The sequence below is a fragment of the Armatimonadota bacterium genome, from assembly GCA_016125185.1.
In the GTDB taxonomy this organism is placed as follows: domain Bacteria; phylum Armatimonadota; class Fimbriimonadia; order Fimbriimonadales; family Fimbriimonadaceae; genus Fimbriimonas.
On the sequence record WGMG01000006.1, the window covers coordinates 1066190 to 1088483 of the forward strand.

Consider the following 22294-nt stretch of genomic DNA (forward strand, 5'->3'; position numbering starts at 1 on the left):
CCATGAACACCGATGATCGCAAGAAACTAGTCGGCCTCGTGGTAGGCATTGTGCTCGTCTTTGCCTTCGTGTTTTGGCGCGTTTCTGGAATCTTGGCCCCGACGACCGCGATCGCGCCTGCTCCGATCGATCTAACGGCAAATGCGGCTCCGCTGGTCGCGACGGCGAGCAACGAACCGGTCGAGGCGGACCCCCAGATCGACCTAAACGATCGCATCATCCCACCCGCGGCCGATCCCTTCCAGTCGGTTGTCTCAAATACGCCAAAGCCAATAGTTACGCCGTCTGCACCGGTGAATACGGTGACGCCGAAGCAGAGCGAGATTCCGCCGCTGCCCTTAGGCGATACGCCAATACAGGCCGAACAGCCGGAGACCCTCCTCCTCAGCGGGCTTGTGGGTGGACCGAAGCCGCTGGCCATTGTGCAGATTGGCTCTCAGTCCTATGTGGTCCGCGTGGGCCAGACTTTCGGCAACGGCTACATTGTGAACGCGATCACGAGGGACAGCGTGGTGCTGAAGCGCGAAAAGACGATCATTAAGCTGTTCATTGGCCAGCAAGGCGACAGCGGCATCAAACTTCAAGCCCGAAAGCAAACCATGTCCAAGAATGTCCGGGCCAAGAAGTCGAATGACGACGTGCTGATGGCGATGGCAGGGCCAGACGAGTCGGAGGAGTTTGCCGATATCGAGCCTGCGGTCTTGTTTGCCCAAAGCGATGTCGACCCGTTCCGCGAAGTCATTCCCAAAGCCACAAAGGCCGTGGTAAAAGCAAAATCGAAGCCGGCCAAAAAGGTCCGAACTAGGCGGCGAACACCGGTCGAACCAGACGAATTGCCACCGGCCGACCCAGGTCAGTACTTGCCGATGCAGGGCACGCTGCCGAATCCGGCCGAGGAGCAAACGCCTGCGCCCTCCATTTCGGTCAGCGGGATTATCTCTGGCACGAATGCCGTGGCTATCGTCCACATCGGCGCTAAGACATTTGTGGTTGGGAAGAATGAGCTATTCGACGACGGCTATCGAGTCGTGGAATTCGGTCAGTACTTCGTGAAAATCAGGCACGGCAAAGATGTGCTTCGCCTGATGGTCAGCGACGATCCGACCCCGCCAGAAAACTAGGTTCGCCCTCTTGTTCCGGCGAGTCACGCCGAAAATCTTCATAGGGCTAACGCAAGCCTTATGAAGAGAAAATGGCGACAAATTCCGGTGCAATAAGTCCCAAAGGCTTTTATTTCCGTCTCTTCCATCATATGCTGTGTTCGGGACGGCAAATGGTTGCGAGGCTACTGAAGCAAAAAGTTCTGGCTGAGACGGTGATCCTGACCTTGCTTTGCGCGTTCGATACCTATTGGACGCTCATCCTCGTCCGAATGGGAATTGGGCGGGAAACCAATCCTGTTTTAGCCAAAAGCATTGAGATTTCCAACTGGGCATTCCTCGCTCTCAAACTCAGTTCATTCCTCGTCCCCATCGTGATCCTCGAATTCTTGCGCCAAAAGCACCCGAACCTGATTCTCAAGGCCATGCGCATCGGCACCATCGGGTACATCGCCGTCTATCTCATTGGATCGATCAAGGTTAACGGTCTCTTCTAAGCGCGTGAGCTCTCAAACCTGGACGGATGCAGAGGCCCGCTCTGCAAGAAATCATAACAACCTCTCTATCGTGCTTGGCTTTGTCGGCCTGTACATTGCCGGCTCGCTGACAGCCGCCCACTACCTCCATGGGCTTTTGCCTTGCGGAGCGTCTAACGGATGCGAAAAGGTGGCCGCTGATCCCTCGTCGGAGTGGATGGGCGTTCCCGTTTCGGCTTTTGGTCTGGTCGGCTACGCTATTCTGACTCTGCTGGCGGTCCTTCGGTCGATGGGAATTGCGGTAAGGCGATCGACTCAGCTTGGGTTCTTCACATCGCTCATCGGTCTGGTCGTAAGTGTCGGTCTTACGCGCCATTCGGTGGTGGACATCGGCGCCCTCTGCACCTGGTGCCTGGCATCGGCGGCGACGATGGCCATCCTCTTCGTCTGCCACATGGCCTTGTTGCGTCGAAAGGTCGTGTCTCTTGCGCCCGGCAAGATGACAGTCCTTCTTCCGGCTTTGAGTTTGGTTCTCGTCATTCTTGGCCTTTTCGCCACCACCCGGACACTCGCCAAGCCGACGCCGGTCAGCATTGATCTGGCCGCTTTGCGGGCGATTCCTCAGGCGGACCTCGTTGCGAGCGATGATCGCGTGATGGGTTTGCCGACCGCAAGCATCACGCTGGTTGAGTTTGCCGATCTGTCGTGCGAGTCCTGCAAGGAAATGCATGCGAAGCTCGTGGAATTGGTCCAGCGGTACCCATCCGTGCGGCTGGTGTTCCATCATTTGCCGTTGACCTTCCTACCTGGCCACCAGCTTTCCGAGCAGTTGGCCGTGATTTCGGAAGGAAGCAAGTCGGACCAGGAATTTTGGACCTTCGTTTCGAACATTTACGGTTCCACGAAGGACCACCCGTTTGAAGCCAACGCGATTCACGACAAGGCTTTGCTGGCCAAAGCAACCGCCAAGGTTCAGCGCGACATCGCGCTTGCGAAGCGGCTCAAGATCGACGAGACTCCGACGTACATCATCCTGACCAAGGACGGCTCCCGCACCCCGGCGCGCGTCAACGAGCTGTTCTCAAAACTGCAGGCGCTTTTGACTCCTGGCGGTTCGTAGATTGGTCAACCCGGTCTGCTTGTGATCTCAGTTGCTTCAAAATCATCCCTTGGCGACTTCCCAATCGCCTTTTCTTGGTCCCGGTACAAGTTTCCATCCTGGGTTTAGGGTCAGTTTCCAGGTCATTCCTTTGGAAGGATCGGTTCCTGTGGCGGCTTGGACCCACGAATTCTTGTATTGGCTGTCGACCAAGACTGGTCCAGTCGTTTCGAGTACGCCCCACTCTTCGGACAGTTTGCTGCCGAGATAGACGGTTCCGGTCGGAGGCATTGGGTACACAGCATTCGGATCGAAGGTGAAGTTGCCCGTAGAAGGGAGATGTAGGCGTGGCCCCTCGATTAGGGTCTGCCGAAACTCCTTTAGCTGCTTGGTCCGTTCTTCGTCTCGCTTTGTCTCTTGCTTGATCAGGGAGTTGCCGTCATAAGCTTGGGCCCTCTTTATTGCCTCAGCGTGGTCTACTTTGCCAACCGCGATATGAGCGGCGGAAGCAAGCAGTTCCGATAGACTAGATTTTGGGTTTAGACCCTTTCGCCAGTGTTCGTCGTATTGATCCAACAGGAGGCCGTAAGCAGGTCCCGTTTCGTAGGCAAATGCGTAGGTCAGCGAAGGCTTGAGGGAATTGAGTTTGAGTCGTCCGGCCATGTAGTACCTTCCTTCCGAATTGGTTCGGCCCGAGCAACAGATGCCGGTGTATTCGGCCATTCCCTCGTGCACTTCCATCCGGTCCTCATTTTCTGCCGCGCTAGGAAACAGCGAGCGACGATATGTTCGGAAGGTTAGAGCATCGGAAAGGGCAGTCTTCCGTTCGTCTCCCCAAGCCGGGAGAGCTTTCGCTAGTGCTCGGTACTCCATCAGCAGCCAGATTCGACCTTCCTTTGAGTCAAGGTGTTCGTTGTGGGTGATGGCTGGAGGCAGACCGATGTCTGACTGAATGCGGTGCCAGGACTCGTGCATGATAAGTCGGGACCGGTCAACTGGACGCTCTGGTAGTGGCCACATGATGACCGACCACTTGACGCCATTCCAGTCCATCGCCGTATTCGCAGCCGCAAAACTGAGGGGAACCTTGCCCACGAATACAGTCCCGGCAGATGTAAGTGCGCCCTTCTGGTCGGCCTGGTTCGCGACAATATCGCCGGTTTGGGGATCAACAAAGAGAGTTGGTCCATACAGTTTTGCTCCCCACAAAGCTCCTGCGTCATCCTGGGATGCCCACGATGCCTCCTGAAAGTAACGGACAGCAAGGTTTAGGTCGATTGAGAAGACCGACCGGAGGAAGATTGTGGCGGCAAGAATCACGACATCAGTCTGTCACTAGGAACTCGACTGAACATTGAATATCGTTGATGTTTTGTATCTAATTTGCCTGGCTCCGATAGGCTCGAGGCGAAAGCCCGTAAGCCTGCCTAAACGTCCGCGAAAGATGTGCCTGATCGGCAAAACCTGTCTCAGCGGCTATCAACGCAATGCTGTCAGTGGATTGGCTTAAGCGTTCGGCGGCGGCGCATAACCGGCGGCGTCGCACATAGTCGCCGATCGTCATCCCTTTGTTACGGTGAAACGCTCGACAAAGGTGGGCGATTGAGACTCCGGCCAGGCTAGCCAACTCCGACAATGATTGGTTTTGACTCAAGTCCTCCTCTAGTCGATTGCAGACCATGGCAAGCCACGTGGGGCCGTCGCTCGGTCGAGTGTCGCTTCTCAAAACGGCGAGAATAACCTGCATAGCCGCGCAGTGAATTTCGAAGGACGAAGAGGGAGCGGAAGTTAGAAAGTGGCGCTTAAGATTTGCAATAGCGGCGGACAGGTCCGAACTACGTAGGACGCGTGGGTGGGTCAATAAGTCTGATTCACTAGACAGAAACCGTTCTAGGCTTCGAGATATTTCGATGCTGAGGCTGTGGGTGCCGTCGGGACCCATGATGTCGCAGTGGCTTTGGTCCTGGGGTACGAGCAACACCGATCCCGCATTGCACACAAACTTGTGCTCGCCGTACTGTTCGACGAACCCGCCCTTTAGAACGATGGTGAAGTGGGGATAGATATGGGAGTGTTGACCAATGCGAAGGTTGGAAGGGAACCGATTTTCGGTCAGAAGTAGGTTCTGGATTCGCAGACGACGGACGGTCTTTCCGCTGTACTCACCCAACTCCATTTGCCGGACCGGATTCCGAGACATGAAGGGAGTGTACTCACCGGGTAAAACCACTCTGTGAAGCAGTGCCGAATCGTTCGAAAACAAGAGTCCTTTCACGGCAAGCAGGGACTCGATTATTTCGCGGGAGTCTCGGCTGAATCCACCGGATCTGAAGCGATCTGCATGCACATGCTTGTGATGCCGCCGGGGGCGAGCGCCAAACCACACTACCACGAGAGCCATGAGACGGCCATCTATCTGCTTTCGGGTGTGACGGAATTCAAGCACGGTCCGAACCTCGAATTTTGTGACCGCGTGGAAGCAGGCGAATATGTGTATATTCCGGCCGGAGTGCCGCACCAGCCGTACAACCCCGGCACGGAGCCGGCGGTCGCTATTATCGCGCGTACCGACCCAAACGAGCAGGAAAGCGTCGTGCTGATCGACGGCTAGTCGATATCCGCAGTCGGGCTGTGGGTCAGGAGTTCGAGGTCGTGCAGAGCCTTCTTCGAGGTCGATACAACCGATATCTTCATGTGCTCGCGCAGGACGGTGTTGCCATTCGGGATGTACTCGCGACTGCCGTTGCTGCACAGCACCACTAGCACGCCTTTCGGCAAGTGGGCGTCCTTTAGCTTGAGGCCAACCAGCGTTGAGTCCGGACGAATCTCGGTCTCCACGAAGCGACGCTCATCATCCTCGACCTCGAATCCGCGCATCGAGGCCAATCGCTGGAGCAAGGCTTCGTAGATCGGGATGTCGCGCATGTTTTCGGCTACCGCGTACGCCGCGAACGCGGTTACCAAGAGAGGCAGGAGCAGGTCGTAGCTTCCCGTCATTTCGCCGATGAGGATGACGCCCGTCAGCGGTGCGCGGACTACGCCGGAGAACATGCCGCACATGCCAGCCACCGCACAGGCGGCCACGGTGACGCCGCCCTGCAAACCGATCATGACGGCCAGTTCGTGCGAAACTAGGCCAATGAGCGCACCTAGAGACAGCAGGGGGGCAAAGATGCCACCCGGAACGCCGGTGGCATAGCAAACGTGGATCAGCACGAAACGGAGCATGAAGAAGCCGATCGCGAGAAGGAGGGGAATTTCGCCCTTGATGGCCAGTTCGCTAAGGCCGTGCCCACCACCGATCAGGTCTTTCGACGCCACAAATGCGATCGCCAGCAGGATGCCGGTGATGAGCGCTACTTTGATCGGCGACTTGACGCGAATGCCATCAAAGGCCGACTGCGTGCCTAATAGCGCTCGATTGAACAAGACGCCCAAGAATCCGCCGAGCAAACCAACCACAGCAAAGAGCGGTAAAGCGGCCAGCGACGGAGCCTCGATATGCGGGACCTCGAACACCGGAAACTGGCCAGACGCCAAGCGCGAAATGACGGTGGCCACCGCCGCACACAAGAGGGCAGCGACAAAGACGATCGGCTGGAAGTCGCGCTGAAGCTCTTCCAATACAAATGTCACACCGGCTAGCGGAGCATTGAATGCCGCCGCCAAGCCAGCCCCAGAGCCCGCCGCGCTGAGCGCGCGACGCTCTCGATTGTTGGCGTTGGTGAGAGTCGCCAAGCCCTGCCCGACGGCGCCACCCATTTGAACGGTTGGGCCTTCACGACCCATGGCCAAGCCCGAACCGAGGGCAGCCAATGCGCCGAGGAACTTGACCCACAAAATGCGGAGCCAATCCATCTTCATATGGCCTTCCAGGACCGCCTTCATTTGCGGAATTCCCGAGCCACTCGCATCGGGCTCCAGGCGACCGATGAGGAGGGCGACATAGGTGCCGATGGTGCCGATTACGGCAATGACGAGAAAAGAGATCCATGGTGAACTCGGCAGAATCGCAAGCACATGCTCGCGGGCATTTTCACACAACTGAAGGCCGATTCGGAAGGCTACCGCCACTAGGCCAGAACCAAGACCAACCAAGACGGCGCGGGGAAGGAGACGCTTTCGGACGACTCGGGCCTGAAGAAACTCCTGAACCTCAAGTTGGCGGGCGGTTTGGGTCGATCCCTCAGACATCTTCAGGCATTTCCGTAGCGTCCGGGACTCCACGCAGACCATGGACGATACAGAATTCCTCGGCAGTGTCGACCATTTTTGCCACCCGAGGACCACGTACTTCGTAGATGCGGCTGGTGCCGCTTCGGGTGACCTTGATGAGGCCCACCCGTTCTAAAACCGCAAGGTGCTGAGAGGCGCTGGATTGTCCAATTTGGAGCCGCTCCGTTACGGCCGTAACATTAAGAGGTTCTTTGATGATCTCCCGAACAATGAGAATACGCGTCGGGTTCGAGAGGGCACCGAATAGAGACGCTACTCGTTCTACAGTCTCTGTATTCATCAATACTTCATTATATAATGATATATTGTTGAATATCTATAGGAAGAGTACGAAATCTCGTATTTTTAGAGTGTATAGCAAGTTGGCCGTTTAGACGGTGAAAAGGTTCGATTTCCTAGCATAAATCATAGACCCGGACTGAGTGGGTAGCATGGGCTAACGGTCAAAGGAGCCCATGTCGAACAACCTCTCTCGTCGCGATTTCATTGCCACCACCACTGCCGCTGCCGTTGTCGGTCCGCTTGCCGCCTCCGCTCCCGCTCAGCAGGAGCCTATGCGATTAAAGGCGAAGAATCCGAAGCTCCGGTCGAGAACCGAGCCGGAGGTGTATACCGGTGCGGACCTCAAGTACATCGGCATGCCGATCGGCGGGCTCTTTGCCGGCACGGTGTACCTTGGTGGTGACGGCCAGTTGTGGAACTGGGACGTGTTTAACCAGAAGAAGGAGGGCGCAGTCGAACGGACCAACACAACCTTCATGGGCGAGACGCTCTCGCAGGGCACGGGTGCTAACTACGTCGATCCCGTGCACCAGCAGTCGCCGTTCACCCAGCGGTTTGAATTGATTCTGCTTGGAAAGCCGGAAAAGCGCGTTCACTTCGGCACCATCAAATTTCGCGGCGAGTATCCAGTCGGAAAGGTGTCGTACTCTCAGGCCGACGCCGACGTGGAAATGACTCTCGTCGCCTTCTCACCGTTTGTTCCCCTTGAGGTTGAGAGTTCTTCTTTCCCGGCCACTACGCTCACGTTCGCGATCAAGAACACGGGAGCGGCTTCGGCCAGCTATCGTCTGCAGTATTTTACGGACAACCCAGTCCTTTCGCACAGCCGGACAACGCGGAGCGACTTCAGACTCATGTCGGCTAAGACCGACTCGGGAGGCGTGCTCTTTTCGGCCCAACCGACGGCTAACGAAGCGCGTCGGCGGCGGCCCGTCATTTTCGAAAACTGGTCGTCCGGCACTTACGGCAAATGGGTCACCACGGGTACCGCCTTCGGCCCTGGACCCCGAAAGGTCACCGACCTGCCGTCGTACATGGGCCCTGTCCACGCGGGCACCGAATACGTAGTCAACACCCACAACAATCGCAATGGCGAAGACGTGGTTCAGGCCGACCAGCATGTCGGCACCCTCACCTCGCCCGAGTTCACCATTGACCGTGATTACATCAACATGCGCGTCGGGGGCGGTAGCCACAAGGGGCAGACTTGCGTGAACCTGCTGATCGATGGCCGAGTGGTGCGGAGCATCACCGGGCACGACAGTAATGAGATGGCGTGGACGGCGCTCGATGTTCGCAGCTTCAATGGCCAGATCGCTGTCATCCAGGTCGTCGATAGCTTCACCGGCGGTTGGGGGCAGATTTCGCTGGGCGAAGTCGAGTTTAGCGACACTCCGCGTAACCAGACTCCCCTCGTCGAGGCGCCCGACTTCGGCACGTTTTGCGTGGAATTTGTTGGTGGGAGCGATGTCGCTAATGACATTGCGAGCAGAACGGTCGAACTTCAGCCAGGGGAGACCAAAGAGGTTACGCTCGTGGTGGCTTGGCACTTTCCCAATGTCGACCGCTCGCTCCCGGGCAAACAAAATTGGTACGCCACCAAGTGGAAGGATGCCGCCGCAGTTGCCGCCGACCTCATTGCGAATTGGACGACCCTCCGCGACAAGACGCTGGCTTGGAACCGCACGTGGTACGACTCCACGTTGCCGCATTGGTTCCTCGATCGAACATTTGTCAACACCAGCATCCTCGCGACGACGACATGCCATCGGTTTGAGGATGGACGATTCTACTTTTGGGAGGGCATCGGGTGCTGTGCGGGAACCTGCACGCACGTGTGGGGCTACGCTCAGGCGATCGGCAGGGTGTTTCCCGAAGTCGAACGATATCTACGCTCCAAGATTGACTTCGACTTCGCCTTTCATAAGGACTCGGGCGCGATCGATTATCGCGCCGAATACCACCGAATCGTGGCCCACGACGGACAGTGTGGGTGCATTCTGCGCGCGTATCGCGAGCACCAGATGTCGGCGGATAAGGCTTTCCTGACCGGCATTTGGCCCAACGTGAAGCAGGCGATGCAGTACCTGATCAACCAGGACCAGGGCCACGATGGCATCCTGGACGGGGCGCAGTACAACACGCTCGACACCGCTTGGTACGGCGAGATCGCCTGGATTTCTTCGTTGTATGTGGCGGCGCTGCGCGCGAGCGAAGCCATGGCTAAAGACATGGACGACTCTGAATTTGCCGACCAATGTCGCTCCATCGCCGAATCAGGCTCTCAACGATTGGTGTCGCAATTGTTCAACGGTGAGTACTTCATCCATAAGATCGACCCGAACCATCCCGAATCGAACAACACCAACAACGGGTGTCATATCGACCAGTTGTATGGCCAATCGTGGGCGCACCAGGTCGGCCTGCCGCGGATTGTGCCGAAGAAGGAAGCGCTCTCGGCTCTGGGAGCACTATTCAAGTACAGCTTTTACGATGATGTGTGGGAATATCGGCGCAAGGTGCGCGGGATTCCCGGGGGACGTTGGTACGCCATACCAGGTGATCCGGGCTTAGTGATGTGCAGTTTTCCGCATGGCGGGGCCGCCGAGTCGGTGGGCAAGGGCGGCGACGCCTGGGCGACCGGTTACTTCAATGAGTGCATGAGTGGCTTTGAGTATCAGGTTGCCGCCCATATGATCGCCGAGGACATGGTGGACGAAGGGCTTGCGCTCGTATACGCCATTCACCACCGCTATCGCCCTTCGATGCGCAACCCTTACAACGAAATCGAATGTAGTGATCACTATGGTCGGGCGATGGCCTCGTACGGAGCCTTCGTCAGCATGTGCGGCTTCCAGGTCGATGGTCCGAAGCACAAGATGTCCTTTGCTCCAAAAGCGAAGGGAGCATTTCGTTGCGCGTTCATCAATGAACAGGGTTGGGGGACATATAGCCGAACCGGAGCAGGGAAGGAGTCGGTCGAGTATGCCCACAGGACCTAACTCTTACGTCATACAGGCGAAATAATAGTAGTTCTCGCCTTCATCTACGGCGTTCCCAACCAGTTCGAGTCCGTTTTCTTGAAGGCACGCTTCATATGCCTCTTGACCGAGCGAACGGGATTCGTGGCCGGTCATTCCATCCAACCAGGTGCAGACGTCGCGTGGCGAGGTGAAGAGAAAGTGACCTCCCGGGTTTAACGCGCGTGCGACTTTGCCGATCAGCTCCCGCTGAGCATCGGCAGTTAGGAGAAACATCAGACCCCACGAGACCATGGCATCGAACTTTCGGTCGAAAAAGCTCGAGTCTTCGACGGTACTGCATTCGACCATTTGCGATGGGAAGCGTTGGCGAAACTCCTGCACCAATGTTTCTGAAGCATCCACGCCGAAGACGTTAAAGCCGTCCTCGATGAGAACCTGAGAGATCGGCACTCCGCTTCCGCAGCCAATGTCGAGGATGGTGGCACCGGGCGCAAGAATGCGAGCCCACTCGCGGACCTTTGTCGCCCCAATCGAGTTCGAGCGTGCTTCCGCAATGGTGTGTGCGATCGCCTCGTAACCATTTGATCGGTCAATCTGCACGTCATCATTCTACATCCTTTATAGCACCCTTAAAAAAGTCTTCACAATCTGCAAAACCCGTGTTACAATGCCATATCAACCGTTTCATATGAACCGATTCATATAAGTATGCGAACGCGATTGAAGGATGTAGCAGAGCGGCTGAATCTTTCTCCCTCCCTGGTTTCCGGGGTCCTCAATGGGAAGGAAAAGGTCTGGGCTTCCGAGGAGACTCGAACGAGGATCTTCGAGGCTGCGCGTAAGCTCAACTACCAACCCAACACTGCGGCCCAAGCCCTTAGCAGCGGCAAAACCAATACTATTGCCCTTGTCTACCGCCGCTTGGAAGGCATGAACTACCGCTTGGCGTACACCGGCCTCGTCGATGTCTTTTCGGAGGAACTCCAAAAGCGCGGCTACGACCTTCGCGTCGCTAACTTCGGTACCCGCGAGGAAGTTCTCGACAACCTGCGCAAGCTCGCCAGTTCGCGAGCCTGCGACGCTATGATCTTGTGGGGTAGGGAAGCCGACACGGAGGAACAGGCCCTGCTCTTGGAGAGCCTCGGCATCCCCTTCATCGTCAAAGGACGCCACGAGGTGAAGCACCCCAACTGGCGACAGATCGACTTCGACCATGAATGGACAATGTCCAACGCTCTTCAGACCGTGGTTGAGCAGGGGCATCAGCGAATCGCCTATCTTGGGTTCGACAGCGACGATGGCTTCGTCCACTCTCTTCGTCGTGGCTACGTCGAGGCGCACCAACGGCTCCTCGGACGCGCTCCCGACCACCGTTTCTTCGCGGAGTTCGACGACGAACTTGTCCCCAACGAGAAGCGGATCACCGAGTGGTTGGCATTGCCAGAAGACCAACGTCCGACCGGCTTCGTCATTGGCTCGGGCAACTTCGCCTGGCATGCCCTCGAAGGTTGCCTCGCCCGCATCGGCAAGACCCTCGGCGAAGATTACGCCGCTGCCGGCATCACGTCCTGCTTCTTCACCCTTATGTTCGGCGAAGCGATGGCCTACCAAGGCATTGAAGTCGACAACCTCGCCCGCTTCGGCTCGCCGGAACTGCTCGACTTCCTGATCTCCGGCAAAGAGAGCGAGCAGACCATTATTCGCTTCCGACCCGAGCTGTCGCCGGCTCCTACCCTGAGGCTCAAGCCGTGACCTGTTTTCCTGCCCATTCGTCCCTGCCGCGCCCCTCGCGCTCGACCATGCCTGACAATGTCGTTCAGGATGCTTTTAGAGGAAAAATACTGTGAAATTCAACCCATCGAAGCGTGCATTCACACTCATAGAACTTCTCGTCGTCATCGCGATTATTGCCATTCTTGCCGCCATTCTTTTCCCCGTTTTCGCCCAAGCCAAGGAGGCCGCCAAGAAGACCACTTGTCTGTCCAACCAGAAGCAGGTCGGTCTTGGGGTGATCATGTATCAGGGCGATAACGACGACACTTTCCCCATGGACCAGTACTGGGACTACAGCAACCCTTCCGCCGCCCAAATTCGTTGGTTCGACAGCGTCTATCCCTACATCAAGAACGGCGACAAATTCACCTTCAATGGCCGTGCGAGCGGCAAGGGCGGACTCTTCCACTGCGCGTCCACATTTGACCAGGAAGCCGTGTATGGCGTCCATAACTGGCTCTTCCCAGATGGCGGTAACGTGCCGTGGATCAACTCGGCGACCACCGCTACAGTTACCTCGACCGCCGTCGATGAGCCCGCCATCAAGGTCTTCCTCACCGAAAAAGGCTTGAACAAAGGCAATTCGAACTGGCTCCAGTTCATCGCCGACGAATGGGGATGGGTCGATACCGTGGGTAACCCCCCGGGAACGGTCGATGGTCACCACTGGGACATCGACCACAGCATCAACCGCGACTGCGACTTCGGCGCTTCGGATAGCTTTGACCCGACCCAGTGGGACACGTACGCTCAATGCGGAAGCTTCCCACGCTATCGTCATGCCGACAGTGCCAACATGGTGTTTGCCGATGGCCACGCGAAGGGCATGAAGCGCGGAAGCGTCATGTGGTACCGCAACATCTATATCTCGGGCATCATGCCGGCACCGTACTAAGGATGGGAACGATGATTCGAACATCGCTACTTTTCGCCGGATTGGCTCTGGTTTTGACGGGATGCGGTTCGTCGGTGTCGGAGGCGGTTCAGTCTCCGGCCGACGCATCCGCGGCCCAAATCAAGGCGCTCGACAACAATCCCAACATGCCGGAAGCCCAAAAACAGGCCCTCAAGGCAAGGTTGGAGCAACAGAAGGCGGCAGGCCAAGCTTACGCCAATTCGCCCAAGAAGTAGCTTCGTTCGGCTCCGAATCGGCACGTCGCTTGCGGCGTGCCTTACAATCATTATGATGATATCGCTCTGCCTCGCCCTGGCTCTGCCGAAGGTGATCATGGCGCACTACATGCCGTGGTACCAAGCCAAGCCGTTCCACTCGGATTGGGGATGGCATTGGACGATGAACCACTTTAACCCGGACGCAGGGACGATCGCATCGCAATTCCACCCGGTTATCGGTCCGTACGATTCTCAAGACTCGGACGTCATCGAGTATCAACTCCTCACTATGAAGCTAGCTGGGATCGACGGGGTGTTCATCGATTGGTACGGCATCGACGATCTTTGGGACTATCCGTTCATTCACAAGGCGTCGCAGATGGTCTTTGAGGAAACCAAGAAGCTGGGCATGAAGTTCGGCGTGGTGTACGAGGACCAAACGTTAAAGTACTTGATCGAGAACAAGGTGGTGAAGACCGAGGACGCGGTTGCCGATGGCCGACGAGCAATGCGTTGGCTGGAGACCAACTGGTTTTCAGGGAAGAACTACTTGCGGATCGACGGAAAACCCGCCCTCCTGGTATTCGGCCCCCAGTACTACCAAGACGGCGACTGGTCGAAAATGCTATCCGGCATCGATGTGTCGTTCTTCACTCTACACCATCGTCGCGCCAACGCGATCGGCGGCTACGATTGGCCATTGCCGCAAGGCGGAAACGAAGGATGCGAGAAGGAAAGACTTGCGTTTCTGGACCGGACCAAGTCCTGGCCGGTTTATATCGCCGGTGCCTATCCCCGCTTCATAGATATCTATAAGGAGGCGGGGGTTCATGGCTCTTGGGGAACCGTCACCGACGATGATGGTAAGACCTATCGACACACGCTGTCGGAGGCGTTGCAGGGTTCGGCTCCGGTAGTCCAGATCGCAACTTGGAACGACTGGGGAGAGGGAACCGTGATTGAACCGTCAAAAGAGTTCGGTTATCGCGATCTCGAAGCCACCCAATCACTCCGCAAGCAATATGTCGAACCAACGTTTCGCTTTACGCCGGACGACCTCCGACTGCCAGAAAAGCTCTTCCGCCGACGCAAAGAGGCCAAGGCAGATAGGGAGACCTTGGATCGTGTTGCTGCCTTGCTTGCCCAGGGCCAATGCGAGAGGGCCCAGAAATTGCTGGACATCAGCATCGGTACATAGCCCAACCTGTTGCGACAATATGAGCAGTCAATTTTTGGGAAAAGCTTCGCCGAGATAACAATGGCCCAGCCACTCTTAACACGACCGTGATACGATCACAACAAATGACGCGTCGCGAACTCCTCGTCGCCGGTGGATGCCTGGCCCTTAGTCGCCTCGAAATTCCTCTCGCCTTGGCTACTCGGCCGAAGAAGGCTTTCCGCATGGCCGTCATCACCGACATCCACCACGGCCTCGCGCCCGATGCAGAGACTCGATTCGACGCCTTCTATGAAGCCGTCCATCCTCGCAAGGACATCGACCTCATCCTCCAACTGGGTGATTTCTGTTATTCCGATCCCGGCTCGGTCGAGTTCGTCAAGAAGTTCCAATCGCTCAAGCCCCCCAAGATTCAGGTCCTGGGTAACCACGACATGGACAAGTGCGACAAGACAGCCGCCATGAAGTTCTGGAGCATGAAGTCGCGGTACGGTACCCACGACACTCGCGGCTTCCTGTTCGTCTGGCTAGACCTCAACCACTTCAAAAAGAACGGCGAGTTGGTCTCCTACGCCAACGGCAACTACTTTACCGACAATGCCACCTACAACTGGGCCGATCCAGAACAGCTTGCCTGGCTGGAGCAGACTCTGCTCAAAGCCAAAAAGCCGGTGATCCTCCTTTCTCACCAGCCGCTGGGCTTCGCGGAGCCCAACCAGAGCCTCCCGCCCGAGCAACAGCAGATCGTCGACCTGCTTGCCAAGTGTGCAAAGGCGAATCCTAAGGGGGCGGTTGCGGTCTCGATGTTCGGTCACCTCCACGTCGACCGCCTAGAGCACGTCGAAAACATCCCGTTCTATTGCGTCAACTCAGCCAGCTACTTCTGGTCGAGCGGCATGTGGCCTTATACCAAGCCACTTTTCGCTTTCATGGAGTTCACCACCGACGGCAAACTTGTTGTTGAAGGCGTGCAAGGCGAATTTGTCAAAACGCCACCCAAGGCCTCGGATAGCGTCGTTGGCCGCTCGGCTTCTATTGATGATCGAGCCGTCGTCTTGAGCAAAGCGTAAGACCCCCAAGTCTGGATGCAAGGGGGCCGGGGTATTCGCATGAACGTGCGAAATCGATCTAGCCTTTTCGGCCTTTTAGTTTTCCTTTCTTCGAGCCATTGGCGGTGCCTGACTTGGTCTTGGTATTGCCATTTGAGCCGGTACCGCTGACTGTGTAGTCATAGCCCGAACCGGTGTTTGTTACCGTTCCCGAGCCCGACGCCGTCTTCCCGTTCGGACCAGTAGCCGTTCCGGATCCACTTACGGTTCCGTTGCCGTACGTGGCTTGACCGGAAGCCGATGCCGACTTGCCCTTTGGTCCTGTAACCGTACCGCTCGCCGAGGCTTTGCCTTTGCCATAGGTCACATTGCCGTTACCGCTAACGGTCTTGCCGTTCTTGCTTGTCGCGGTTCCACTTCCCGAAACCGACCCGGGCTTCGAGGTTACAGTTCCGCTGGCGGTTCCGCCCCGCTTGGTTTGGCCCGATTTGCTCTTTGTGCCATGCGATGGCTTCTTTTGGGCGGGGCTGGCGGCGGCCAGGCAGAGGACGAAGAAAAGTGCGAGAGAAAGTGTCTTCATTCGAAATCCTTAGGGGTTCTTCTTTGGCAGGTCGTTGATGATGGTGAATATGTCGTCCTTGATCAGCATCACGTCGTTTTGGGTGATATTGCTAGCCTGCGCGATCACCTTCGCCGCCGACATCACGGCCTGAACCTGAGCGGGTGTCACATTGGCGCTATTGAGCACCGCCATTCCAGCCTGGTAGATCTGCGCCTTTTCCGCGTTCGTGATAGTCCCGTCTGACTTCGCGTTCTTCACCGTGGTCTGCAGGTTGGAGACCAATGCCGGGTCGGGCTTGTTGCCGGTCGTGACGATCGAGTTCACTGCCGATCGCAGAGCCTGTAGTTCGTCCTGCGTCACATCCGATCCAGCCGAGATCGTCTTGACGTCCGTCATCAATTTTTCGACGTCGGCCTTCAGTTGCGCACCGTTGCCGCCTCCTCGAGTCTGAGCCAGAGCGCCGAATGGCAGGGCGAGGACAACGATGGCGGCGAGTGTTTTCAGTTTCATCTGTGTTTCTCCTCTAGGTCGTGAACCTATGGAAGGATTATTCGTCGTTAACTCCAAAAGGTTGGTCGGCGTCGTGTCGGGCGAATGTATAGAAGTGTAAAGAACCTTCAGGCTCAGGTTCACCTAGCGTAATCTAAATTCAAATCCTATAATGGTGATGCCCGTTTTATGAGTCCGTCTGCCTTCAGCCAGCTCCCGATTCTCATCGTGGACGACGACGTGGCGCTCTGCGAACTTTTTTACGAAATCCTCGATCAGGAGGGCTTCGCGGTGGAGACCTGTCACACGGGCGTCGATGCCGTCGCCCGCATTGTCTCTGGTCGCTATCGGCTGGTAGTGCTGGACTTCATGCTTCCGGGCAAAAGCGGTATCGACATCCTTCGCGAAGTGCGTACCCAGTCATCCACTCCGGTGTTGATGCTCACCGCGAGGGGAAGCAATATCGACCGCATCGTCGGGCTCGAGCTTGGGGCCGACGACTACGTGTCCAAGCCGTTCGATGCCCGCGAGGTCGTCGCTCGCATCCGGGCTATCATCCGACGGACCGACGCTAACGTTAGTCAGCCCGACCTCCTTCGCCTCTCTGATCTCTCGATTAATCCTCTCAGCCGTACCGCCTATCGTGGAGCCGAACCGCTCGACCTTACGGCCGCCGAATTCGATATTCTCTCCGCTCTGATTTCCGCACCTGGTAAGGTCGTTCCTCGCGAAGAACTTTCGAACTGCCTGGGACGCGAACTCCTTCCATTCGATCGGAGCATCGACATGCACATCAGCAACCTCCGCAAGAAGCTTGGTCTTGGCGTAGACGGTCTGGACCGCATCAAAACCGTGCGTAGCTACGGCTACCTGCTCGCCGTCCCGGCTGACCCATCGCCATGAAGCGCTTTTTCTGGTCTCTCTACATTTCTCTGTTCATCGGCGTCGCCCTGACGGTCCTACTCCAATTCGTCTTTCTGCTTAGCGTTTCGACGCGATCGTTTGGTTTTCGGCATTTCCAGGAGATGAGCGCGTCCACGATGCAGGCTCCCGGGACTCTCGCCGCCAAGTATTTGGAAGAGCAGGGGCCCGATGCTTGCCGAGCCTATCTCCGCTCTCTAGGAACCTCGAAGGAACTTAGTTACGGTCTTGTCTCGAACGGGGTGGGTTACGGCGACTTGCAAGAAGGTTGGCGGAGCGTCTACGAAGCCAGTTTGAAGAAGCAAGGAAGGGAGGTCAGATTCTCGATGACCGGCCCGATCTCGGCTGCTAGCTATATTGGTGGCACGAGCCGCTCCGTCTTCATTGTCCAAGCTCCTCCGCTTGGCAGTCCACTCACCCTCATTCGGGTGTTCCTCATCATTGCGGTGCCGGTGCTGATGTGTCTTATCGTGGCTCGTCGATACGCGCTCCCGGTTGAACGCCTTCGTGCCGCTGCCCATCGGATCGCGAACGGCGACTTATCCGCCCGGGCCGGTGAAGGAAAGCGAAGATTCGCCGAACTGGAAGACCTTACGACCGACTTTGACCAGATGGCGACCACTCTTGAAGAACAGGCCAAGGAGCAGACCCGCTTTCTTGCCGACGTATCGCATGAAATTCGGTCTCCGGTCGCGCGCATGAAGCTGGTCAACGAACTGCTGCGGAAGAATCCGCCCAACCGAGAAGACCTACTGGATCGACTGGATCAGGATTGTGAACGCCTTGGATGGATGGTGGGACAGTTATCCTCGCTGTCTCGCCTCGATCACCACCAGGTTCTCGACACCCGCGAATACGACCTCGCCGGCCTGGCTCAGAGTGTGGTGGAGCAGTACTCGCTGGAGGCATCGGCCAAGAAGGTTTCGCTGAGCTACGAAGGTCCACTATCCCTTAGTCAGCACGGCGAACCTGGGTCGATCTATTCCGCCTTGGAAAACTTAGTTCGCAACGCGCTCCGATTCGCCCCCGCCAGCACGGCGGTAACGGTCCACCTCTCGACCTTGGACCATTGGGCAGCCCTCCAGGTGCTCGACCAAGGTCCAGGCGCACCAGAAGAGATCGTCAACCGCTTGACGAAGCCGTTCTATCGTGGCGTAGACCAACCGGCGGGAGGCCAGGATGGTTTGGGCTTGGGTCTTGCCATCGCCGGAAGAGCGGCAAAGGCCAACCACGGCACTTTGGAACTTAAGAACCGACCCGAAGGCGGCTTTTCCGCAACCATCAAACTCCCTTTGCTGAAGGCATAAAAAAGCCCTGGCCGAAGCCAGGGCTCAGTGAACTTACTTGCCGCCCATTCCGCGGTCGGGAGCCGTCATTCCTGGAGGTCCTCCGCCCGGCGGGGGAGCCGTGGAGTTTCCTTTCATATCGGAGCCCGGCGCCATGCCCGGGGCAGTCGTTTGAGCGCCGCCGGTTCCACCACCGTTGCCTCCACTGCTGATGCCTCCCGGACCTTTCTTGGCCGGATCCGTCTCCTTCCAAGGCGGAACGCCTGGCGTGTATTTCACCTGTCCTTGGTCCAAGTCTCCGGCTCCGCACCCAATGAGGGCGAGGAGCGCGGCGACCGCCAGCGATGCGATGAGGGTATTTCGGTTCTTCATAGGCTTACTGTCGCTTATCCCACATACCAACCGGCCACGGCCAGTCGGTTCCAGACGGCCAGTCGGCCGGCTTGGCCATTCCAGACTGAGCGCCCTGTGGGACGAGGGTTGCGGCGGGGGCCATGAACTTCGAGTGTCCGTCGCAGAAGCCATAGTTGGTTCCGTTGCCGAACATCTTCTGTCCACCACCCTGCATGGTGAATTCGCCGTAGTTGAAGAAGACTTCCGTCGCCCAACCTTGGCACCACTGGTGGTACCAGTTCGGTCGCGGGGCCATAATGATCGTGGTCGCAACCGAAGGAACGGACGTCTGCGATGCGCCGCCGGCCGAGGACGTCGGCGACATCAGTTCCTGCTCGTCGTTGGACGACCAACCCCAACCGCCTGCGGGCCAGGTGTAGTTCATGGAATAGGTCACACCGATCGCGGGCTTGTTGGGATCGCTACAGTTGGCAGGATCGATGGCGGGGTAAGTGGAGGTATTGCCACGATTCCAGTTGTCAACCGGCGAGCGCCAGATTTGCAGGTTCTTGACGTAAGGTGCAACCTGAATATGCCACGGTCTCCATTCGGAATTCCATCCCCAGCAGAAGGGATAGGTGTCGTCCACATCGGAACCATACATATAAATTCCGAGTGCGAGCTGCTTGGTGTTGGAGAGGTCGCTGGCCTTTTTGGCTGCGAGCTTCGCCTGAGCGAAGACGGGGAAGAGGATCGCCGCAAGAATTGCGATGATCGCGATGACGACAAGGAGTTCGATAAGTGTGAACGCCTTGGATGATGGTCTCTGCGTTGATTGTTTCATGATGTCTCACCTTTGAGCAAAACCGGGGTGGGGCCAAGCGTGGTCCCAGGGGAGAGTGAAATTGGAAGGGTTTCTTCGATCAGCGGGCCGTCGTAGCCGCTGACGTAGCGATCCAGAATGCGGACACCCATTTCCGCCAGAATTTCCAGATCGACGTGAATGGACGCCGCGACATGGCCAGATCGAGCAGGCCAGCGAATACCGTCGTAGCCGATAACGGAAAGCTGACTGGGAACAGAAACGCCGATGCGCTCGCAGGCATCGAGCACGCTGTAGGCCAGTTTGTCATGCCAGCAGAATAGAGCTGTCGGGGGGGTGGGTTGACCCAGGAGCTTCTGTAGCACCTCGTCGATGGCCTCGGCATGAACGTGTTCGCAGACCATCAGTTCCTTGATGCCCCGTTTGGCCAGCCATTTACCCAGATTGCGGACGCGGGTTTCGGCGTCGCGGATGTCGCTGCCTTCGCTACTGAATGCTGCAATGTTTGAGTGGCCGAGGTCGACCAGCGTTTTGGCTAAAATCTTGAGTCCGGTGTCGTTGTCATCTGCCACGGAAGGGAACATGCCCGCGTGATCGCGAGTGTTGAGCAGAACCACGGGGAGATCGCTTCGGCGCAGGAGCTCCATCAGCGGGTCCTTCGTGTCGGGAGCGAACATCAGCACACCGTCTGCCATGCCACCGTTGAGGAATTCGTAGCTCTCCTGGTTACTCCGCTGGTAGTTGCATTGGACCAACACGTCGTATCCGTGCGAACCGCCGGCGTACTCGATCGACGTCGCCAGCTTGTCCATGTACAGGTCACTGCTTTTGCGATGTCGGAAGCCGTTGTAGAAGGAGATGATATGGGAGCGCCCTTTGCGAAGGGAGCGGACGAGCATGTTCGGCGCGTAATTCAGTTCCGCAGCGGCTTTCAATACGCGGCCTTGGGCGTTTTCCGAGATTCGGCGAATCTCATGTTTCCCGCTTAAAACCAGGGAAGCCGTCGTGACCGAAACTCCGGCCTTATCGGCTACTGCCTGCAGCGTTGCCCTATTTTGGTTCCTCTTCGTTCCCATAAGCTTCGTTGCTCAATTATTTGAGCATTATACGACTCTTTCGGAAAATGTGAAGGGGTTTTGCATCGAAATTACAAAAATGCCCTCGTTTAGGTTCAAAAATTGGTCCCAAAGCGGCTAAGAAGTTGCGCAAATGATTTAGCAAGCTTTTCCTGCGCAATCCTACACCGACCCATTCGGGCCGATGTAGGCATGAAGACGGGATGAAGAAGCCAGTTTGAACCTGGGCAGCCATCATTTCCAAATAATTTCCAAACAAATCTTTGGGACTCTAGATCAACGCGGTCGATGAATCCGCGACAGGAGAGCACCATGGCACCGGAAGCACCACCAGGCATTCGCTAAACCATCTTTCCTTCCAATCCAAAAACCCCAACAACAGCCCGCCGCAAGGCGGGCTCCTTCTCATCCCTTACGACAGGAACAAACATGATTCGACCCAACATTCGAACCTGGGGACTTCGGTCCTCGTTAGCCGTCGCACTCGTCGCTACGCTGATTGCGTGCGGGGGAGGCGGAGGCACCGCCACCGTGGCTGGACCGTCCATCGTTACCCAGCCCAGCTCCGTATCCGTCGCCGAAGGCAGCGCGGCATCGTTCTCGGTGACCGCCTCGGGAAGCGACCTCCAGTACCAGTGGTACAAGGACGGGGCCACCCTCTCCGGTGCCACCACCAGATCCTACTCCGTCGCCGCTGCGGCTACGACCGATATCGGCAGCTACTACGTCGTCGTCTCCAACATTGATGGATCGGTTTCCAGCGATGTCGTCAGTCTCAGCGTAACCGGCAGTGGAGGGCTGGATACGACCATCAAATAAACCTCATGATCAACTGTAAACTTCACCGATTTTGCGCCTATGCCGCCCTCGTCGCAACGCTGAGCGGGTGTGCGGGCTCGTCCTCGACAGCCTCAGCAACTGGCCAAGCGACCATGACGATCACCTGGCCCGACCAGTCTCGTTTGATTCCCGAGGCATCCAACAGCATCAACGTTTCGCTATGGCAGGGTACGACCGTGATCGCTAGCAAAACCGTTGCCCGGCCCACGTCGAGCAACCAATCCACACTCAGCTTTACGGGTCTTCCATCGGGAACTCTCACGCTGGTGGCTCAAGCATTCCCGTCAACCGACGGAAGCGGAGTCGCCCAGGCTAGCGCCACTCAAAGCGTGGCCATCACCGCCGCGAGCACCACTTCGGTAACCGTGACCATGGCCTCGACGATCACAACTCTGTCGGTATCGCCCAGCACGGTCTCTTTGGACCCCGGATACACGCAGTCGCTGACCACCACGGCATTCGATTCAACGGGCGCTACGGTGTTGATCACCGCCTCGACCCTTACTTGGGCATCGTCAGATACGTCGGTCGCTACTGTTGATTCGCTGGGCGTCGTGACTGCAGTCGCCTCGGGTTCGGCCACCATCACAGCCACTGAAACAGAGTCGGGCAAGACCGCCACATCGACCGTCACCGTCTCTGGGACGGGCGGCGCGAATGTAACCGTCAAGTAAA

At 57.1% G+C, this 22294-nt stretch carries 24 protein-coding genes; 14 read left to right on the forward strand and 10 right to left on the reverse strand.

The window, feature by feature from the left end; genetic code table 11:
• Positions 1 to 2: 2 nt before the first annotated feature.
• From GC165_12930 to GC165_12940, 3 genes are all read left to right on the forward strand, one after another.
• Positions 3 to 1121, forward strand: coding sequence for a hypothetical protein (locus GC165_12930; protein MBI1333770.1), 1119 nt, complete (start codon positions 3 to 5; stop codon positions 1119 to 1121).
• Positions 1122 to 1273: 152 nt separating this feature from the next.
• Positions 1274 to 1597 carry a hypothetical protein gene (locus tag GC165_12935; GenBank protein MBI1333771.1) on the forward strand — a complete coding sequence of 108 codons (324 nt, stop codon included), beginning with the start codon at positions 1274 to 1276 and terminating at the stop codon, positions 1595 to 1597.
• 70 nt (positions 1598 to 1667) lie between these two features.
• Positions 1668 to 2696, forward strand: coding sequence for a thioredoxin domain-containing protein (locus GC165_12940; GenBank protein ID MBI1333772.1), 1029 nt, complete (start codon positions 1668 to 1670; stop codon positions 2694 to 2696).
• A 42-nt stretch (positions 2697 to 2738) separates the two neighbouring features.
• Here GC165_12940 and GC165_12945 read toward each other — a convergent pair whose 3' ends face one another.
• Together GC165_12945 and GC165_12950 are read right to left on the reverse strand one after the other, a co-directional pair.
• Positions 2739 to 3995 (reverse strand): hypothetical protein, encoded by a 1257-nt coding sequence (locus tag GC165_12945; GenBank protein MBI1333773.1) that lies wholly within the window; start codon positions 3993 to 3995, stop codon positions 2739 to 2741.
• 58 nt (positions 3996 to 4053) lie between these two features.
• Entirely contained in the window at positions 4054 to 4875 is an 822-nt protein-coding gene (locus GC165_12950) for a helix-turn-helix domain-containing protein (GenBank protein MBI1333774.1), read from the reverse strand.
• A gap of 33 nt (positions 4876 to 4908) precedes the next feature.
• Here GC165_12950 and GC165_12955 point away from each other — a divergent pair, with 33 nt between their 5' ends.
• On the forward strand, positions 4909 to 5286 hold the full coding sequence (locus GC165_12955) for a cupin domain-containing protein (GenBank protein ID MBI1333775.1): 378 nt from the start codon (positions 4909 to 4911) through the stop codon (positions 5284 to 5286).
• Here GC165_12955 and clcA read toward each other — a convergent pair.
• Together clcA and GC165_12965 are read right to left on the reverse strand one after the other, a co-directional pair.
• Complete coding sequence (gene clcA, locus GC165_12960; GenBank protein ID MBI1333776.1) at positions 5283 to 6911, reverse strand: H(+)/Cl(-) exchange transporter ClcA; 1629 nt, start codon at positions 6909 to 6911, stop codon at positions 5283 to 5285. The genes GC165_12955 and clcA overlap by 4 nt on opposite strands.
• The gene (locus tag GC165_12965; GenBank protein ID MBI1333777.1) at positions 6862 to 7191 is read right to left on the reverse strand and encodes a metalloregulator ArsR/SmtB family transcription factor; all 330 of its coding nucleotides are present in this window, start codon (positions 7189 to 7191) and stop codon (positions 6862 to 6864) included. The genes clcA and GC165_12965 overlap by 50 nt, the downstream gene beginning before the upstream one ends.
• A gap of 175 nt (positions 7192 to 7366) precedes the next feature.
• Here GC165_12965 and GC165_12970 point away from each other — a divergent pair, with 175 nt between their 5' ends.
• Complete coding sequence (locus tag GC165_12970) at positions 7367 to 10195, forward strand: twin-arginine translocation signal domain-containing protein (protein ID MBI1333778.1); 2829 nt, start codon at positions 7367 to 7369, stop codon at positions 10193 to 10195.
• A gap of 3 nt (positions 10196 to 10198) precedes the next feature.
• Here the strand turns inward: GC165_12970 and GC165_12975 are convergent, their stop codons facing one another.
• Complete coding sequence (locus GC165_12975) at positions 10199 to 10771, reverse strand: methyltransferase domain-containing protein (protein ID MBI1333779.1); 573 nt, start codon at positions 10769 to 10771, stop codon at positions 10199 to 10201.
• A 114-nt stretch (positions 10772 to 10885) separates the two neighbouring features.
• Between GC165_12975 and GC165_12980 the strand changes: the two genes are divergently transcribed.
• The 5 genes from GC165_12980 (at position 10886) to GC165_13000 (ending at position 15310) form a co-directional block, all read left to right on the forward strand.
• A complete protein-coding gene (locus GC165_12980; GenBank protein ID MBI1333780.1) occupies positions 10886 to 11929 on the forward strand; it encodes a LacI family DNA-binding transcriptional regulator in 1044 nt (347 codons plus the stop codon).
• A 91-nt stretch (positions 11930 to 12020) separates the two neighbouring features.
• The gene (locus GC165_12985; GenBank protein MBI1333781.1) at positions 12021 to 12845 is read left to right on the forward strand and encodes a prepilin-type N-terminal cleavage/methylation domain-containing protein; all 825 of its coding nucleotides are present in this window, start codon (positions 12021 to 12023) and stop codon (positions 12843 to 12845) included.
• Positions 12846 to 12856: 11 nt separating this feature from the next.
• On the forward strand, positions 12857 to 13081 hold the full coding sequence (locus GC165_12990) for a hypothetical protein (GenBank protein MBI1333782.1): 225 nt from the start codon (positions 12857 to 12859) through the stop codon (positions 13079 to 13081).
• 52 nt (positions 13082 to 13133) lie between these two features.
• Positions 13134 to 14261 carry a hypothetical protein gene (locus tag GC165_12995; protein ID MBI1333783.1) on the forward strand — a complete coding sequence of 376 codons (1128 nt, stop codon included), beginning with the start codon at positions 13134 to 13136 and terminating at the stop codon, positions 14259 to 14261.
• 104 nt (positions 14262 to 14365) lie between these two features.
• Positions 14366 to 15310 carry a hypothetical protein gene (locus GC165_13000; GenBank protein ID MBI1333784.1) on the forward strand — a complete coding sequence of 315 codons (945 nt, stop codon included), beginning with the start codon at positions 14366 to 14368 and terminating at the stop codon, positions 15308 to 15310.
• A gap of 58 nt (positions 15311 to 15368) precedes the next feature.
• Here GC165_13000 and GC165_13005 read toward each other — a convergent pair whose 3' ends face one another.
• Together GC165_13005 and GC165_13010 are read right to left on the reverse strand one after the other, a co-directional pair.
• Positions 15369 to 15869 carry a hypothetical protein gene (locus GC165_13005; protein ID MBI1333785.1) on the reverse strand — a complete coding sequence of 167 codons (501 nt, stop codon included), beginning with the start codon at positions 15867 to 15869 and terminating at the stop codon, positions 15369 to 15371.
• A 9-nt stretch (positions 15870 to 15878) separates the two neighbouring features.
• Positions 15879 to 16361 carry a hypothetical protein gene (locus tag GC165_13010; protein MBI1333786.1) on the reverse strand — a complete coding sequence of 161 codons (483 nt, stop codon included), beginning with the start codon at positions 16359 to 16361 and terminating at the stop codon, positions 15879 to 15881.
• Between the two features lie 168 nt (positions 16362 to 16529).
• On the opposite strand from GC165_13010, the gene GC165_13015 reads away from it, so the two are divergent.
• The gene (locus GC165_13015; GenBank protein ID MBI1333787.1) at positions 16530 to 17243 is read left to right on the forward strand and encodes a response regulator; all 714 of its coding nucleotides are present in this window, start codon (positions 16530 to 16532) and stop codon (positions 17241 to 17243) included.
• A complete protein-coding gene (locus GC165_13020; protein MBI1333788.1) occupies positions 17240 to 18568 on the forward strand; it encodes a HAMP domain-containing protein in 1329 nt (442 codons plus the stop codon). Before GC165_13015 ends, GC165_13020 begins: the two co-directional genes overlap by 4 nt.
• Positions 18569 to 18601: 33 nt before the next feature.
• Here GC165_13020 and GC165_13025 read toward each other — a convergent pair whose 3' ends face one another.
• The 3 genes from GC165_13025 to GC165_13035 are packed head-to-tail and all read right to left on the reverse strand — an operon-like array spanning position 18602 to position 20779.
• Positions 18602 to 18919: a hypothetical protein gene (locus tag GC165_13025; protein MBI1333789.1), complete on the reverse strand. Its 318-nt coding sequence runs from the start codon at positions 18917 to 18919 to the stop codon at positions 18602 to 18604.
• Between the two features lie 4 nt (positions 18920 to 18923).
• Positions 18924 to 19724, reverse strand: a complete 801-nt coding sequence (locus tag GC165_13030; protein MBI1333790.1) for a prepilin-type N-terminal cleavage/methylation domain-containing protein — start codon at positions 19722 to 19724, stop codon at positions 18924 to 18926.
• Positions 19721 to 20779 (reverse strand): LacI family DNA-binding transcriptional regulator, encoded by a 1059-nt coding sequence (locus tag GC165_13035; GenBank protein MBI1333791.1) that lies wholly within the window; start codon positions 20777 to 20779, stop codon positions 19721 to 19723. The genes GC165_13030 and GC165_13035 overlap by 4 nt, the downstream gene beginning before the upstream one ends.
• Before the next feature lie 429 nt (positions 20780 to 21208).
• Between GC165_13035 and GC165_13040 the strand changes: the two genes are divergently transcribed.
• Both GC165_13040 and GC165_13045 read left to right on the forward strand, forming a co-directional pair.
• Positions 21209 to 21598 carry a hypothetical protein gene (locus GC165_13040; protein MBI1333792.1) on the forward strand — a complete coding sequence of 130 codons (390 nt, stop codon included), beginning with the start codon at positions 21209 to 21211 and terminating at the stop codon, positions 21596 to 21598.
• Between the two features lie 5 nt (positions 21599 to 21603).
• Positions 21604 to 22293 carry a hypothetical protein gene (locus GC165_13045; protein ID MBI1333793.1) on the forward strand — a complete coding sequence of 230 codons (690 nt, stop codon included), beginning with the start codon at positions 21604 to 21606 and terminating at the stop codon, positions 22291 to 22293.
• Position 22294: the final 1 nt, after the last annotated feature.